At 62.6% G+C, this 14,636-nt stretch carries 14 protein-coding genes; 9 read left to right on the forward strand and 5 right to left on the reverse strand.

Features of this window, described 5'->3' with window-relative positions; genetic code table 11:
- The first annotated feature begins 317 nt into the window (after positions 1-317).
- From glnA to ntrC, 5 genes are all read left to right on the forward strand, one after another.
- A complete protein-coding gene (gene glnA, locus FHR27_RS17830) occupies positions 318-1,724 on the forward strand; it encodes a glutamate--ammonia ligase (protein WP_042554276.1) in 1,407 nt (468 codons plus the stop codon).
- Between the two features lie 171 nt (positions 1,725-1,895).
- Positions 1,896-2,423: a DUF4124 domain-containing protein gene (locus FHR27_RS17835; RefSeq protein ID WP_179539185.1), complete on the forward strand. Its 528-nt coding sequence runs from the start codon at positions 1,896-1,898 to the stop codon at positions 2,421-2,423.
- A 5-nt stretch (positions 2,424-2,428) separates the two neighbouring features.
- A complete protein-coding gene (locus FHR27_RS17840) occupies positions 2,429-3,052 on the forward strand; it encodes a DUF4124 domain-containing protein (RefSeq protein ID WP_179539186.1) in 624 nt (207 codons plus the stop codon).
- A gap of 418 nt (positions 3,053-3,470) precedes the next feature.
- Positions 3,471-4,556: a nitrogen regulation protein NR(II) gene (gene glnL, locus FHR27_RS17845; RefSeq protein WP_042554274.1), complete on the forward strand. Its 1,086-nt coding sequence runs from the start codon at positions 3,471-3,473 to the stop codon at positions 4,554-4,556.
- The gene (gene ntrC, locus FHR27_RS17850; RefSeq protein WP_042554273.1) at positions 4,553-5,989 is read left to right on the forward strand and encodes a nitrogen regulation protein NR(I); all 1,437 of its coding nucleotides are present in this window, start codon (positions 4,553-4,555) and stop codon (positions 5,987-5,989) included. Before glnL ends, ntrC begins: the two co-directional genes overlap by 4 nt.
- Before the next feature lie 550 nt (positions 5,990-6,539).
- On the opposite strand, the gene FHR27_RS17855 is transcribed toward ntrC, so the two are convergent.
- Positions 6,540-6,905 (reverse strand): hypothetical protein, encoded by a 366-nt coding sequence (locus FHR27_RS17855; RefSeq protein WP_264650063.1) that lies wholly within the window; start codon positions 6,903-6,905, stop codon positions 6,540-6,542.
- Positions 6,906-6,978: 73 nt separating this feature from the next.
- Here FHR27_RS17855 and trmL point away from each other — a divergent pair, with 73 nt between their 5' ends.
- Positions 6,979-7,440, forward strand: a complete 462-nt coding sequence (gene trmL, locus FHR27_RS17860; protein WP_179539188.1) for a tRNA (uridine(34)/cytosine(34)/5-carboxymethylaminomethyluridine(34)-2'-O)-methyltransferase TrmL — start codon at positions 6,979-6,981, stop codon at positions 7,438-7,440.
- Between the two features lie 156 nt (positions 7,441-7,596).
- Here the strand turns inward: trmL and secB are convergent, their stop codons facing one another.
- From secB to FHR27_RS17875, 3 genes are read right to left on the reverse strand one after another with little or no spacing between them, the layout of a single operon-like run.
- Positions 7,597-8,061: a protein-export chaperone SecB gene (secB, locus tag FHR27_RS17865; RefSeq protein WP_042555450.1), complete on the reverse strand. Its 465-nt coding sequence runs from the start codon at positions 8,059-8,061 to the stop codon at positions 7,597-7,599.
- A 47-nt stretch (positions 8,062-8,108) separates the two neighbouring features.
- Positions 8,109-8,363, reverse strand: coding sequence for a glutaredoxin 3 (gene grxC / locus FHR27_RS17870; protein WP_042555451.1), 255 nt, complete (start codon positions 8,361-8,363; stop codon positions 8,109-8,111).
- Position 8,364: 1 nt separating this feature from the next.
- Positions 8,365-8,778 carry a rhodanese-like domain-containing protein gene (locus FHR27_RS17875; RefSeq protein WP_042555452.1) on the reverse strand — a complete coding sequence of 138 codons (414 nt, stop codon included), beginning with the start codon at positions 8,776-8,778 and terminating at the stop codon, positions 8,365-8,367.
- 146 nt (positions 8,779-8,924) lie between these two features.
- On the opposite strand from FHR27_RS17875, the gene gpmI reads away from it, so the two are divergent.
- The 3 genes from gpmI (at position 8,925) to FHR27_RS17890 (ending at position 13,172) form a co-directional block, all read left to right on the forward strand.
- Positions 8,925-10,460, forward strand: coding sequence for a 2,3-bisphosphoglycerate-independent phosphoglycerate mutase (gene gpmI, locus FHR27_RS17880; protein ID WP_179539189.1), 1,536 nt, complete (start codon positions 8,925-8,927; stop codon positions 10,458-10,460).
- Positions 10,461-10,581: 121 nt separating this feature from the next.
- A complete protein-coding gene (locus tag FHR27_RS17885; protein WP_179539190.1) occupies positions 10,582-11,826 on the forward strand; it encodes a murein hydrolase activator EnvC family protein in 1,245 nt (414 codons plus the stop codon).
- Between the two features lie 32 nt (positions 11,827-11,858).
- Complete coding sequence (locus FHR27_RS17890; RefSeq protein WP_042555455.1) at positions 11,859-13,172, forward strand: S41 family peptidase; 1,314 nt, start codon at positions 11,859-11,861, stop codon at positions 13,170-13,172.
- A gap of 559 nt (positions 13,173-13,731) precedes the next feature.
- On the opposite strand, the gene FHR27_RS17895 is transcribed toward FHR27_RS17890, so the two are convergent.
- Positions 13,732-14,484, reverse strand: a complete 753-nt coding sequence (locus tag FHR27_RS17895) for a substrate-binding periplasmic protein (RefSeq protein ID WP_042555456.1) — start codon at positions 14,482-14,484, stop codon at positions 13,732-13,734.
- Between the last annotated feature and the right edge of the window lie 152 nt (positions 14,485-14,636).

Genomic DNA, 14,636 nt, shown 5'->3' on the forward strand with positions numbered 1-14,636 from the left:
GGGCACCAGGGCCTGAAAAACAGGGGCGCGGATTATAGCGGAAATTGCTCAAGCTTTGACCAAAAATCCTCAAACATTCCGCCATCGCACCAATATCGAGCACGATGTTAAATATTCGCACCAATAAGGAGCCACGCCGATGCGCGTTGATGAGAGGATACCCGCGCCAGCGCTGGTTTTCAGGGCATGAGCCCATCACGGGGCACTGGCATGCAAATTGCTCCCTTGTGAGGCAGGGTGTCCTGGCAGACCATCTTGCCCGGCGTCACGAACTCAAAGAAGGGTCAATAGAAGACCCTATCCACCTGGAGGACAACATGTCTAAGGCTGTTCAACTGATCAAAGAACACGACGTGAAGTGGGTTGACCTGCGCTTCACCGACACCAAGGGCAAGCAGCACCACGTGACCATGCCGGCCCGTGATGCCCTGGACGACGAATTCTTCGAAGTCGGCAAGATGTTCGACGGTTCCTCCATCCATGGCTGGAAAGGCATCGAAGCCTCCGACATGATCCTGCTGCCGGATGACAGCACTGCCGTTCTCGACCCGTTCACCGAAGAGCCGACCCTGATCCTGGTCTGCGACATCATCGAGCCGAGCACCATGCAAGGCTACGATCGTGACCCGCGCTCCATCGCTCGTCGCGCCGAGGAATACCTGAAAACCACCGGTATCGGTGACACCGTATTCGTAGGCCCGGAGCCAGAGTTCTTCATCTTCGACGAAGTGAAGTTCAAGTCCGACATCTCCGGCTCCATGTTCAAGATCTACTCCGAACAGGGTTCCTGGAACACCGACGCCGACATCGAAGGCGGCAACAAGGGCCACCGCCCAGCCGTCAAAGGCGGTTATTTCCCGGTTCCGCCGTGCGACCACGACCACGAAATCCGTACTGCCATGTGTAATGCCATGGAAGAAATGGGCCTGGTCATCGAAGTTCACCACCACGAAGTGGCGACTGCCGGTCAGAACGAAATCGGCGTGAAGTTCAACACCCTGGTGGCCAAGGCCGACGAAACCCAGACCCTGAAGTACTGCGTGCACAACGTGGCCGATGCCTACGGCAAAACCGCCACCTTCATGCCGAAGCCGCTGTACGGCGACAACGGTTCGGGCATGCACGTACACATCTCGGTCTCCAAAGACGGCAAGAACACCTTCGCCGGTGAAGGCTATGCCGGCCTGTCGGAAACCGCGCTGTACTTCATCGGCGGCATCATCAAGCACGGTAAGGCCCTGAACGGCTTCACCAACCCGTCGACCAACTCCTACAAGCGTCTGGTTCCAGGCTTCGAAGCGCCGGTCATGCTGGCCTACTCGGCTCGCAACCGTTCCGCCTCGATCCGTATCCCATACGTTTCCAGCCCGAAAGCCCGCCGCATCGAAGCGCGCTTCCCGGATCCGGCTGCCAACCCCTACCTGGCCTTCGCAGCACTGCTGATGGCCGGCCTGGACGGCATCCAGAACAAGATCCACCCTGGCGACGCTGCGGACAAGAACCTGTACGACCTGCCGCCGGAAGAAGGCAAGCTGATCCCGCAGGTTTGCGGCAGCCTGAAAGAAGCCCTGGAAGAGCTGGACAAGGGCCGCGCATTCCTGACCAAGGGCGGCGTGTTCTCCGACGACTTCATCGATGCCTACATCGAGCTGAAATCGGAAGAAGAAATCAAGGTGCGCACTTTCGTGCACCCGCTGGAATACGACCTGTACTACAGCGTCTAAACCAGCCTCGCTGCACATAGCGGCGTGACAGAAACCTCCCCAGCTCTGCCGGGGAGGTTTTTTTATGCCTGCCATTTCATGGGCGCAGTGCAAATCCTTGGCGTCGCACGCTTGCCAGCGCGCCGCCGCGGTGCAAGGCTACTCACATCATCCAGATCGGAGACCGGCCCCATGCGCCGCACGCTCGCTTGCCTGTTGCTGATACTGGCCCTGCCGGTCAGCGCACAGATCTACAAGTACACCGATGCCAACGGCAACACGGTGTTCACCAATCAGCCCCCCGAGGGCACCAAGGCCGAGAGTGTCGAGCTGAAGCCGATCAATACCACGGAGCCGGCGGCCGCGCCCGCGCAGCCGGCCACGCCCCGACTGAGCGAGATGCCTCAGAACCCTTATCAGATACTGGCGCTGCGCGACCTGCCCAGTGACGAAGCGCTACGCGCCAACAACGGCACCTTCTCGGTAGGCGTCACCATCGAGCCCCGCCTGGGTCCCGGCCACAGCCTGCGCCTGATACTGGATGGAAAACCCTATGGCTCGCCCAGTAACGTGCCGCGCCTGCAGGTGAATCAGATTGACCGTGGCGAGCACAGCCTGGCGGTTGCCGTCATGCAGGGCGAGCAGATCGTCCAGCAGAGCGAAACGCGCACCTTCACGGTGCAACGCACCAGCACCAACAGCCCGGCCCGAGGTAAGTGATCACCATGCGCGCCCTGCTTTTCGGCCTTTTGCTGATCGCCCTGCCCTGCCTCGCCCAGGTTTATACCTATGTGGATGCAGAGGGTAATCGCGTGTTCACCGATAAACCGCGAGACGGCAACGCCCAGCAGGTGCAGATGGCACCATCCAACCGCATCGAGCCTGCGCAACCGCGCAGCACGCCCCCTACCGCACCAGTCGCACCCCAGCCGGTGCTTGGCTACGAGCTACTGAGAATCACCATTCCGCAACCGGACGCGACCATCAACGACAACGCCGGCAACCTGATCGTCACCGTCAACAGCGACCCAGCTCTGCACCCGGGCCATAGCTATCGCCTGCTACTGGACGGCCAACCGGTCGGCAGCGCCGGGCGTAGTCCGGTATTCCCCCTCGAGAACGTCGACCGAGGCACTCACCAGATCGCCGTGGAAATCATCACCGAGGGCGGCATCATCGTCGAGCGCACGCCCAGCCAGCCTTTCCACATGAAGCGGGTAACCCTGGCCCAGAAGCGCAAGGTTCGCCCCTGCGAGAAAACCGACTACGGCGTGCGTCCGGAATGCCCGCTCAAGGACAAGCCGAAAGAGGAAGACAAGGGCATCATCAGCATCCTGCCTTTCCTGTAATACCCGCCGCGGCGACACGACCGGCGCCGCAAGACACTCCGCCTCAAATCACTTCGCACCAATAAGGTGCGCATCAACGCACCTATTTCTATACTCGTCCCAAATTGGCACACGACGATTTTCATCGTTGCGCCGAAAAGTTGCCAAATCCGGCCCATTGCGCCTTTGCGCGCGTCTTTAGAGGGCTTTGGTTTGCTTCTTGCATTTTCTCCCGCACTGCCGGATGGCCCGAGGTGCGCCTCGACCGCCATACCCTCCGGCCCTTCTGCAGCAAACCGCACGAGGAACGAATTTTGGCTGGCCCACACCCGCAACGAGACACGCCAAGCTGCGCCACGTTGCCAGACAACGGCCATCGCCTTGTCCAGACATCCCCTGCTGGCGGATGCACTGCGGGCAAGCCCCTGGAGCTTGCCCGATGATCATCAATGAAGCCCTGCACCGCCTGCTGCTCGACAACCTGACCACAGCCACGCTGCTGCTCAATGCCGACCTGCGCCTGGAATACATGAACCCTGCCGCCGAAATGCTTCTGGCCGTCAGCGGTCAACGCAGCCACGGCCAGTTCATCAGCGAACTGTTCACCGAAACCCGGGAAGCCCTGGGCGCTCTGCGCCAGGCGGTCGCCGAGGCGCATCCGTTCAACAAACGCGAGGCCGTGCTGACCACCCAGACCGGCCAGAGCCTGACCGTCGACTACGCCGTCACGCCCGTACTCAGCCGCGGCGAAACCATGCTGCTGCTCGAGGTGCATCCTCGTGATCGCCTGCTGCGCATCACCAAGGAAGAAGCCCAGCTCTCCAAGCAGGAGACCACCAAACTGCTGGTCCGCGGCCTGGCCCACGAAATCAAGAACCCGCTGGGCGGCATTCGCGGCGCGGCCCAGTTGCTGGCCCGCGAGCTGCCGGAGGAAAGCCTCAAGGATTACACCAACGTCATCATCGAAGAGTCGGACCGCCTGCGCAATCTGGTCGATCGCATGCTCGGCTCCAACAAGCTGCCATCGCTGGCGGTCACCAATGTGCACGAAGTACTGGAACGCGTCGCCAGCTTGGTCGAAGCCGAGAGCCAGGGCAGCATCGTGCTGGTGCGCGACTATGACCCGAGCATCCCGGACCTGATCATCGACCGCGAACAGATGATCCAGGCCGTACTCAACATCGTGCGCAATGCCATGCAGGCGATAGGCTCCAAGCCCGACCTGCGCCCTGGGCGCATCACCCTGCGCACGCGCACCTTGCGGCAGTTCACCATTGGCTACATTCGCCATCGCCTGGTGACCAAGATCGAAATCATCGACAACGGTCCGGGTATCGCGCCTGAACTGCAGGAAACCATCTTCTATCCCATGGTCAGCGGGCGTGCCGACGGCACCGGGCTGGGCCTGGCGATTACCCAGAACATCATCAGTCAGCATCAAGGCCTGATCGAATGCGAGAGCCATCCTGGCAACACCGTGTTCTCGATCTTTCTGCCGCTGGAACAAGGAGCAACTCCGACATGAGCCGCAGTGAAACCGTATGGATCGTTGACGACGACCGCTCCATCCGCTGGGTCCTGGAAAAGGCCCTGCAGCAGGAGGGCATGAGCACCCAGAGCTTCGACAGCGCCGATGGCGTGCTCGGTCGCCTGACCCGTCAGCAGCCGGACGTGATCATCTCCGACATTCGCATGCCTGGCTCCAGCGGCCTGGAGCTGCTGGCCAGAATCCGCGAGATGCACCCGCGCCTGCCGGTGATCATCATGACCGCCCATTCGGATCTGGACAGCGCCGTAGCGTCCTATCAGGGCGGCGCCTTCGAGTACCTGCCCAAACCCTTCGATGTCGACGAAGCGGTATCGCTGGTCAAGCGTGCCAATCAGCATGCCCAGGAGCAGCAGGGCCTTCACGTGCCGGTCGTACAAGCGCGCACCCCGGAAATCATCGGTGAAGCGCCGGCGATGCAGGAGGTATTCCGGGCCATCGGCCGGCTGTCGCACTCCAATATCACCGTACTGATCAATGGCGAGTCCGGTACCGGCAAGGAGCTCGTCGCTCATGCCCTGCACCGTCACAGCCCGCGGGCAGCATCGCCGTTCATTGCCCTCAACATGGCGGCGATCCCCAAGGACCTGATGGAGTCCGAGCTCTTCGGCCATGAAAAAGGCGCCTTCACCGGCGCGGCCAACCAGCGGCGCGGGCGCTTCGAGCAGGCCGATGGTGGCACCCTGTTTCTCGATGAGATCGGCGACATGCCGGCCGACACCCAGACCCGCCTGTTGCGCGTGCTGGCCGATGGCGAGTTCTACCGGGTCGGCGGGCACACGCCGGTCAAGGTGGATGTACGCATCATCGCCGCTACCCACCAGAATCTGGAAAGCCTGGTCACGGCCGGCAAGTTTCGCGAAGACCTGTTCCACCGCCTCAATGTGATCCGCATCCACATCCCGCGCCTGTCCGATCGCCGCGAAGACATTCCGACCCTGGCCAGGCACTTCCTCAGCCGTGCCGCCACGGAGCTCGCGGTCGAGCCCAAGCTGCTGAAGAGCGAAACCGAGGATTACCTGCAGCAGCTGGCGTGGCCGGGCAACGTGCGCCAGTTGGAGAACACCTGCCGCTGGATCACGGTGATGGCCTCGGGGCGTGAAGTGCATGTCGACGACCTGCCGCCGGAGTTGCTCGTCCAGCCCCAGGACAATGCACCGGTCAGCAACTGGGAACAGGCACTGCGCCAGTGGGCCGATCAGGCCCTGGGCCGTGGCCAGTCGAACCTCCTCGACAGCGCCGTACCGGCGTTCGAGCGGATCATGATCGAGACGGCCCTCAAGCACACGGCAGGGCGCCGCCGTGACGCGGCCATCCTGCTCGGCTGGGGCCGCAACACCCTGACCCGCAAGATCAAGGAGCTGGGCATGAACGTGGACGGCTCCGAAGAAGACGACAGCGACGACAACTGAGCCGCGCTCGCAACGACAGGAACGCCGCGTCCCGACCAGGGCGCGGCGTTTTTTATGAGCACCTGAAAAGCCCGAGCGGCGCTCCAGCGTGGCAGCGGGCCATGCCCGCGATCTCGCGACACCCGCATGAATCGGTCGCCCCGTTGATTCATCGAAACCGATAGCGTGCTCGCGGGCGCGCTTGCGCTTTTGCCCAGCAGCGAGCACGGCGAATGCACGCCATCAGCGCACGAAAACCACACCCGTGCACCACCTGCGCCCAGGCTCTACGCTCGCCGATACCGCCTTGATCGACCACACGCCAGCAACCACGGGGCCTACAGGTGAAAAACGAAAACTGGCACGCCATCTGCAATGGTATGGATAACCCAGTTTCGGGGACCTTGGTACAGGCAGGCCGGGGATTCCCCTCTTTCTTTGGGAGCCTCGGTACAGGCAGGCCGGGAACTCCCTTCTTTCTTCGGGGACTCTGATACAGGCAGATCAGATACTCCCCATTTTCTTCGGGGGCCTTGGTACAGGCAGGCCGGGTGTCCCCCTCTTTTATCCGCTACTGCGGCGCCAGACGAACCGTCAGGCGCCAGCGACCATCGACCTCCTCGGCAGTCAACTCACCACGCAAGGGGCGAGCCGCCAGGACACGCACCTCCAGCTCTCTCCCTTCACGAACCACACGCCAGTTGGCCGTGCGCCCGGCGATCTGCAGTTGGCCCTGCCGCTCGCGGCCCAGCCCCTCGAAGCGCAGCAGGAACGTGCCCTGAAAATCGCTGACCTGCACCTGCGGCTCGACGTTGAACCACAGCACCAGTCGCTCATCGCCCGCGTCCACGTCCTTCAGATGCATCGCATCGGGATGGAACAGGCGGCCGATCATCAAGCCGACCAGAAAGCCGAAGATCGCCAACGAACCGATCACACGCAACCACGGACGCGGTCTTGGCGGCTTATCGGGCGTAGAATGTCTGCCGTCTTCTGGCTCGGAGCCGTGCATGTTTCATGTAATCCTTTTTCAACCGGAAATTCCGCCCAACACCGGCAACATTATCAGGCTCTGTGCCAACAGCGGCTGCCACCTGCACCTGATCGAACCCCTTGGCTTCGAACTGGATGACAAGCGTCTGCGCCGCGCCGGGCTGGACTATCACGAGTACGCCCCCGTACTGCGCCACGCCAGCCTCGAGGCCTGCCTGGAAAGCCTCGGCCAGCCCCGCGTGTTCGCCTTCACCACCAAGGGCTCGCAGCCATTTCACGAAGTGCGCTACCAGCCAGGCGACGCCTTTCTGTTCGGCCCGGAAAGCCGCGGTCTGCCTCAGGAAGTCCGCGACGCCCTGCCGGAACAGCAACGTGTGCGCCTGCCGATGCGCGAGGGGTGCCGCAGCCTCAATCTGTCCAACACGGTGGCGGTGGCCGTTTACGAAGCCTGGCGCCAGCACGGCTTCAGCATGGGCTGAGAGACCTCGGCAGATCAGTGCTGGATGCGCAGCCAAACCCGGTAACGGTATCCCTGGGTATCGCTGCGCTCGACGGCAGGCTACGGCCTTGCGGATATCTGGGTAAGCCATAAAAAAACGCCCCGAAGGGCGTTTTTTCATACAAGGACCGATGACTCAGTTGGCCGCTTGCTGGCGCTGCAGTTCCTGAGCGTACAGGGCATCGAAGTTCACCGGCGCCAGCATCAGGGCAGGGAACGAACCGCGAACGACCAGGTTGTCCAGCGCTTCGCGTGCGTACGGGAACAGAATGTTCGGGCAGAACGCGCCCAGGGTGTGGCTCATGGAGCCGGCATCCAGACCCTTGATCAGGAAGATACCTGCCTGCTGCACTTCAGCGATGAAGGCGGTTTCTTCACCGTTCTTCACGGTCACCGACAGCGTCAGCACCACTTCGTGGAAGTCGCCTTCCAGGGCTTTCTGGCGGGTGTTGAGGTCCATCGCGACGCTCGGGGTCCACTCCTGACGGAAGATCTCAGGGCTCTTCGGCGCTTCGAAGGACAGGTCACGCACGTAGATGCGCTGCAGGGAGAACTGAGGATTCTGGTCGCCTTGGGCGGCACCGGTAACTTGTTCGGTCATGGGCAAAGCCTTCTGCTGTATGGACTTAAAGAAAGGTTCTGGGTCTATCAGGCACGGAGCAGTGCATCGAGCTTGCCTGCCCGTTCCAGGGCAAACAGGTCGTCGCAGCCACCCACGTGGGTATCACCGATCCATATCTGCGGCACCGAAGTGCGACCGGCCTTGCGGGTCATCTCTGCCCGCAGGTCCGGTTTGCCGTCGACGCGGATCTCGTCGAACGCCACGCTTTTGTTGGTCAACAGCTGCTTGGCGCGGATGCAGTAAGGGCACCAGTCGCTGGAATAGACGACGACCTTGGCCATCTCACTTCACCACGGGCAGGTTGTCGCTGCGCCAGGTGGCGATACCACCGCCCAGACGCGCTGCGGTGAAACCGGCCTTTTTCAGGTCGCGAGCAGCGGTGCCGGCCTGCTGGCCCAGAGCATCGACGATGATCAGGGTCTTGGCCTTGTGCTTCTCGAGCTCGGCGATACGCGAGGTCAGCTTGTCGAGGGGAATGTTCAGCGCGCCGACGATGTGGCCGGTGGCGAAGTCCTTCTTGTTGCGGATGTCGATCACTACGCCTTCGTCGCGGTTGATCAGCGCGGTGACTTCGCGACTGCTCAGGCTCTGACCACCCTTTTGCAGCTCAGTGAAGATCAGCAGCGAGAGGATGATGACGAACAGGCCGCTGAGGATGAAGTGGGTGGTAGCGAATTCAATCAGGTTGGCAAGCATCACGCGGTTCCGGGGACGGTAAAATGCCGGCCAGTATACACAGCCACGAGAGTCCCACCAAAGGCCGTACGGCGGTGACGGGATCTTTCCTTGGTCGTAGAATGTCAGATCTTTTTTATGCGTCCCTCAAGCAGAGCGAGCCCAGTATGAGCGCAACGCCCAAACCCTTGGTTCTGGTCATTCTCGACGGCTTCGGCCACAGCGACACGCCCGAGCACAATGCCATCTTCGCCGCCAACACGCCGGTCTACGACCGTTTGCGTGCCACCCAGCCCCATGGGCTGATTTCCGGCAGCGGCATGGATGTCGGTCTACCGGACGGCCAGATGGGCAACTCCGAGGTCGGCCACATGAACCTGGGGGCCGGCCGTGTGGTGTACCAGGACTTCACTCGAGTGACCAAGGCGATCCGCGATGGCGAGTTCTTCGAGAACCCTGCCATCACCGGTGCCGTGGATAAAGCCGTTGGCGCAGGCAAGGCCGTGCACATCCTCGGCCTGCTGTCCGATGGCGGTGTGCACAGCCATCAGGACCATCTGGTGGCGATGGCCGAACTGGCTGCCCGCCGCGGTGCCGAGAAAATCTATCTGCACGCGTTCCTCGATGGCCGTGACACCGCGCCGAAAAGCGCCCAGGCCTCTCTCGAGCTGCTCGACGCGACCTTCACCAGGCTCGGCAAAGGCCGCACCGCTTCGCTGATCGGCCGCTACTTCGCCATGGACCGCGACAACCGCTGGGATCGCGTCGCCCAGGCCTACAACCTGATCGCCGCCGGGCAGAGCCAGTTCAGCGCAGACACCGCCGTGGCTGGCCTGGAAGCCGCCTACGCGCGTGGCGAGAGCGACGAGTTCGTCAAGGCCACCAGCATCGGCGAAGCGGTCAGCGTCGAAGACGGCGACGCCGTGGTGTTCATGAACTTCCGTGCCGACCGTGCCCGCGAACTGACCCGCGCCTTCGTCGAGCCGGGCTTCGATGCCTTCGAACGTGCCCGCGTGCCGCAGACCGCCGGCTTCATCATGCTCACGCAGTACGCAGCGAGCATCGACACACCGAGCGCCTACAAACCCGAGCCGCTGGTCAACGTGTTTGGCGAGTACCTGGCCAACCACGGCAAGACCCAGCTGCGCATCGCCGAGACCGAGAAGTACGCCCACGTGACCTTCTTCTTCTCCGGTGGCCGTGAAGAACCCTTCCCCGGCGAAGAACGCATCCTCATTCCGTCGCCGAACGTCGCCACCTACGACCTGCAGCCGCAGATGAATGCGCCCGAAGTCACCGACAAGATCGTCGATGCCATCGAGAACCAGCGTTACGACGTGATCGTGGTCAACTACGCCAACGGTGACATGGTCGGCCACACCGGTGTCTTCGAGGCCGCCGTGGCCGCCGTGGAGTGCCTGGACACTTGCGTAGGGCGCATCGTCGAAGCACTCGACAAGGTCGGTGGCGAAGCGCTGGTCACCGCGGATCACGGCAACGTCGAGCAGATGCAGGACGAGTGCACCGGTCAGGCGCACACCGCCCACACCTGCGAGCCGGTGCCGTTCATCTATGTCGGCAAGCGCGACGTGAGCATCCGCGAAGGCGGCGTGCTGGCCGACGTGGCACCGACCCTGCTGACGCTGATGGGCATGCCGATCCCCAAGGAAATGACCGGCACCAGCATCGTCACCTTCAACTGAACGACATCGGCCATCGGTCGACAGCGGCACGCCTTGGGTCGCAATCCGCGATCCGGGGCGTTCTTTTTAACCCGCGCCAAGGGCATACTAGGCGCGTTCCCCGCCAGGTACCGCCTGCCCCATGTTTCGTGCCCTCATCCTCGTTCTCCTGACCAGCCTGCTGGTGCCTGCTTTCGCCGACCAGAAAGCGGAAACGCAAAAGCAGTTGGAGGCCGCACGCTCCGACGTCGCCGAGCTGAAGAAGCTGCTCGAGCAACTGCAGCAGGAGAAATCCGGCGTGCAGAAGCAGCTCAAGTCCACCGAAACCGAAATGGGCGATCTGGAAAACCAGGTCAAGAGCCTGCGTGACGAGTTGCAGGAGAGCGAAGAGGAACTCAAGCGCCTCGACCAGGAGAAAAAAAAACTCCAGGACGCGCGCATTGAGCAGCAGCGGCTGATCGGCATTCAGGCGCGCGCCGCCTATCAGGGGGGGCGTCAGGAATACATCAAGCTGCTGCTCAACCAGCAGAATCCGGAAAAGTTCTCCCGCACCCTGACCTACTACGATTACCTCGCTGAAGCCCGCATGGAGCAACTGACGGCCTTCAACGAAACGCTGCGCCAACTGGTCAACGTCGAGAAAGACATCGGCCATCACCAGGCTCAGTTGCAGGAACAGAAAAGCCAGCTGGACACGCGCAGCAACGAGCTGGCGGCCGTACGCAAGGAACGCCAGATCGCCCTGGCCAAGCTGAACAAGGACTACGCCGCCCGCGGTGAGCGCCTCAAGGCCCGCGAGCAGGAACAGGCCGAGCTCGGCCGCGTACTCAAGACCATCGAGGAAACCCTCGCCCGCCAGGCCCGTGAAGCCGAGCAGGAACGTCAGCGTGCCCTCGCCGCGGCCCGTGAAAAGCCCGCGACGCCTGCTGCCAGAAAACCTGCGGATGGCCCGCTGGTGAGCTCCGGGGCCACCTATGGCGGCCCTTTCGGCAATGCCAAGGGCAAGCTGCCGTGGCCGGTGAACGGACGTCTGGTGGCGAGATATGGAACCCCTCGCGGCGAAGACGCTCGGACTAAGTGGGACGGCGTACTGATCGGCGCCGCCGCCGGTAGTCAGGTACGCGCTGTGCATGGTGGTCGGGTGGTCTTCGCAGACTGGTTGCGCGGATCCGGGCTTCTGGTCATCCTCGACCATGGCAACGGTTATCTGACCCTGTACGGGCACAACCAGAGCCTGCTCAAGGACGCCGGAGACATCGTCAAGGCCGGCGACCCCATCGCCACCGTTGGTACCAGCGGCGGGCAGGACACGCCGGCCCTGTATTTCGCGATTCGCCAGCAGGGCCGCGCCAGCGATCCGGCCCAATGGTGTCGGGCGCAAGGATAAGCGCCATCTCATTGTCGTAGGAGTTAGTTCGAATGCCGCAACTGTCTCGCCTCACCTCCCTGGCCCTGGCGATTGCCCTGCTCGGTGGCGCACCTGTGCTGCATGCCGACCAGGCTCCAATCACGCCTCCGCCGGCCGCCGACCAGAGCGCAGCGCCACTGCCGCTCGAGGAGCTGCGCACCTTCGCCGAGGTGATGGACCGCATCAAGGCCGCCTACGTAGAGCCGGTTACCGACAAGGAACTGCTGGAGAACGCCATCAAGGGCATGCTCAGCAACCTCGACCCGCACTCGGCGTACCTCGACCCGAAAGCCTTTGCCGAGCTGCAGGAAAGCACCAGCGGCGAATTCGGCGGCCTGGGCATCGAAGTCGGTACGGAAGACGGTTTCATCAAGGTGGTCTCGCCCATCGATGACACACCCGCCTCCAAGGCCGGCATCCACCCCGGCGACCTGATCGTCAAGATCGACGGCAAGCCGACCAAGGGCCTGTCGATGATGGAAGCCGTGGACAGGATGCGTGGCAAGGCCGGCAGCAAGATTCTGCTCACCCTGGTACGCGAAGGCGGCAAGCCGTTCGACGTGGAACTGACCCGCGCGGTGATCAAGGTCACCAGCGTGCGTAGCCAGTTGATCGACCCGGGCTACGGTTACATCCGCGTCACCCAGTTCCAGGTCAACACCGGCGAAGAAGTCGGCAAGGCGCTGAACAAGCTGCGCAAGGAAAACGGCAAGAAGCTCAGCGGCCTGGTCCTCGACCTGCGCAACAACCCGGGCGGCGTGCTGCAGTCGGCCGTGGAAGTGGCGGATCACTTCCTCAAGAAGGGCCTGATCGTCTACACCAAGGGCCGCATCCCCAACTCGGAGCTGCGCTTCTCGGCCGACCCGCTCGACGCCAGCGAAGGCGTCCCGCTGGTGGTGCTGATCAACGGTGGCAGTGCCTCGGCATCGGAAATCGTCGCCGGCGCCCTGCAGGATCACAAACGCGGCGTGGTGATGGGCACCGACAGCTTCGGCAAGGGCTCGGTACAGACCGTGCTGCCGCTGAACAACGACCGCGCCCTGAAGATCACCACCGCGCTGTACTTCACCCCCAATGGCCGCTCCATCCAGGCTCAGGGCATCGTTCCGGACGTGGAGGTGGCACGCGCCAAGCTGACTCGCGAGAGCGACGACCCGACCCTCAAGGAAGCCGATCTGCAAGGTCACCTGGGCAACGGCAACGGCGGCGCCGACCGTCCGAGCCAGGGCGGTGCTGGCAGGGCGGCTCGTCCGCAGGATGACGATTACCAGTTGAGCCAGGCACTGAACCTGCTCAAGGGCCTGAACGTCACCCGCGCCGACTAAGCGCCAGCGGTAACGAAAAGCCCCATTGCAGGCGACTGCAATGGGGCTTTTTCTTGGCTATGAATGGGTGACACATGACCCTGTAGCAGCCCCGCCCCCGGGGCGGAACGGTTACTGCCATCCCGCAAAACGGAGTGCGTAGGCTTACCCCCGTAGGAGCCCGCTTGCGGGCGAAGCGATGCTGGTCATTGCGCGATTGCACGTCAAGGCCGCCATTCGCCGCGGGGCGCTCTTGCGTATCAACCATCTCGTAGGAGCCCCGCCCCCGGGGCGAAGCGGTTACTGCCATCCTGCAAAACGGAGTGCCTAGGCTTACCCCCGTAGGAGCCCGCTTGCGGGCGAAGCGATGCTGGTCATTGCGCGATTACGCGTCAAGGCCGCCATTCGCCGCGGCGCGCTCTTGCGTATCAACCATCTCGTAGGAGCCCCGCCCCCGGGGCGAAACGCTTACAACCGTCCTGCAAAACGGAGTGCGTAGGCCTGCAAAGGTCCGTGTTACCGCACCTGCGCAGGCGACCTGCTGATCGGCATTGGCCCATACCGATTTCTGGCGACGCTCTTACAGATAGTTGTTGGTCATCTGCTCGATGAAGCCTTCGTTGCGCAACTCGTCCAGGGCCTTCTGCAGGCGCTGCACCACTTCGTCCGGCGTGTCCTTGTTCAGCGCCAGATACAGCTCGGCTTCGTTGAAACGCAGTACCGTGGTCAGGCCACTGACGCCTTCCTGCTTGGCCAGGTAGCGGCCGACCGGATCGGTGGTGGCCCACAGGTCGATCTTGCCGCCGGTGAGCTTTTTCACGTTTTCCTGATCACGCAGGGCGTTGACCGGGGCCAGCCCCTGACTTTCCAGGTGCTGGCTGACCGCATCGTTCTTGTAGGCGCCGATGGTGTACTGGCTGGCCTCCTTCAGGCTGTTGACGGTCAGGTTGTTGCCGGGAGCCGCCAGCAACACCCAGCTGGTCTTGGCCAGCGGGCCGACCCACTTGAACAGTGGCTGACGCTCGGGGGTGAAGGTGGTGGAGAACAGGCCGTAGTTGGGCTTGTCGAGGGTCAGCTTGTAGAGGCGATCCCAGGGGAAACGCAGCGTCAGGGTGTAATTGATCTGTGCGCGCTTGAACATCTCACGGACCACTTCGGCGCTGATGCCGTCGATGGCGTCTTCGCGGGCGAAGTTCTTGTCGTCCACCGCCATGTTGAACGGCGGGAAGTTCTCGGTCAGCAGCACCATCTTGTAGTCAGGTGGCAGCTCGGCCCTGGCGGTGCAAGCCGCGAAAGTGAGCAACAGCCCAAGCGCTTTCAAAGTGTTCAACATCAGTCGTCCCCGCCGCGTGGTTATGATTATGGTTGGCGGCTTCCTGCCGAATCCCCGCACCATCACCTTCCATGGCAATGACTACCGCATGCCGAAGGCACGCTGCATTGCAGCATGAACGCCAGTTCTTGACCACGCGAGCGCCCCCTCGG

This window comes from Pseudomonas flavescens (assembly GCF_013408425.1).
GTDB classification, from domain to species: domain Bacteria; phylum Pseudomonadota; class Gammaproteobacteria; order Pseudomonadales; family Pseudomonadaceae; genus Aquipseudomonas; species Aquipseudomonas fulva_A.

What these genes read in the sequence shown, in the direction of transcription:
- glnA (WP_042554276.1), top strand. Translation starts at nt 318, where the DNA reads ATGTCTAAGGCTGTTCAACTGATCAAAGAACACGACGTGAAGTGGGTT.
- FHR27_RS17835 (WP_179539185.1), top strand. Translation starts at nt 1,896, where the DNA reads ATGCGCCGCACGCTCGCTTGCCTGTTGCTGATACTGGCCCTGCCGGTC.
- FHR27_RS17840 (WP_179539186.1), top strand. Translation starts at nt 2,429, where the DNA reads ATGCGCGCCCTGCTTTTCGGCCTTTTGCTGATCGCCCTGCCCTGCCTC.
- glnL (WP_042554274.1), top strand. Translation starts at nt 3,471, where the DNA reads ATGATCATCAATGAAGCCCTGCACCGCCTGCTGCTCGACAACCTGACC.
- ntrC (WP_042554273.1), top strand. Translation starts at nt 4,553, where the DNA reads ATGAGCCGCAGTGAAACCGTATGGATCGTTGACGACGACCGCTCCATC.
- trmL (WP_179539188.1), top strand. Translation starts at nt 6,979, where the DNA reads ATGTTTCATGTAATCCTTTTTCAACCGGAAATTCCGCCCAACACCGGC.
- secB (WP_042555450.1), bottom strand. Translation starts at nt 8,061, where the DNA reads ATGACCGAACAAGTTACCGGTGCCGCCCAAGGCGACCAGAATCCTCAG.
- grxC (WP_042555451.1), bottom strand. Translation starts at nt 8,363, where the DNA reads ATGGCCAAGGTCGTCGTCTATTCCAGCGACTGGTGCCCTTACTGCATC.
- FHR27_RS17875 (WP_042555452.1), bottom strand. Translation starts at nt 8,778, where the DNA reads ATGCTTGCCAACCTGATTGAATTCGCTACCACCCACTTCATCCTCAGC.
- gpmI (WP_179539189.1), top strand. Translation starts at nt 8,925, where the DNA reads ATGAGCGCAACGCCCAAACCCTTGGTTCTGGTCATTCTCGACGGCTTC.
- FHR27_RS17885 (WP_179539190.1), top strand. Translation starts at nt 10,582, where the DNA reads ATGTTTCGTGCCCTCATCCTCGTTCTCCTGACCAGCCTGCTGGTGCCT.
- FHR27_RS17890 (WP_042555455.1), top strand. Translation starts at nt 11,859, where the DNA reads ATGCCGCAACTGTCTCGCCTCACCTCCCTGGCCCTGGCGATTGCCCTG.
- FHR27_RS17895 (WP_042555456.1), bottom strand. Translation starts at nt 14,484, where the DNA reads ATGTTGAACACTTTGAAAGCGCTTGGGCTGTTGCTCACTTTCGCGGCT.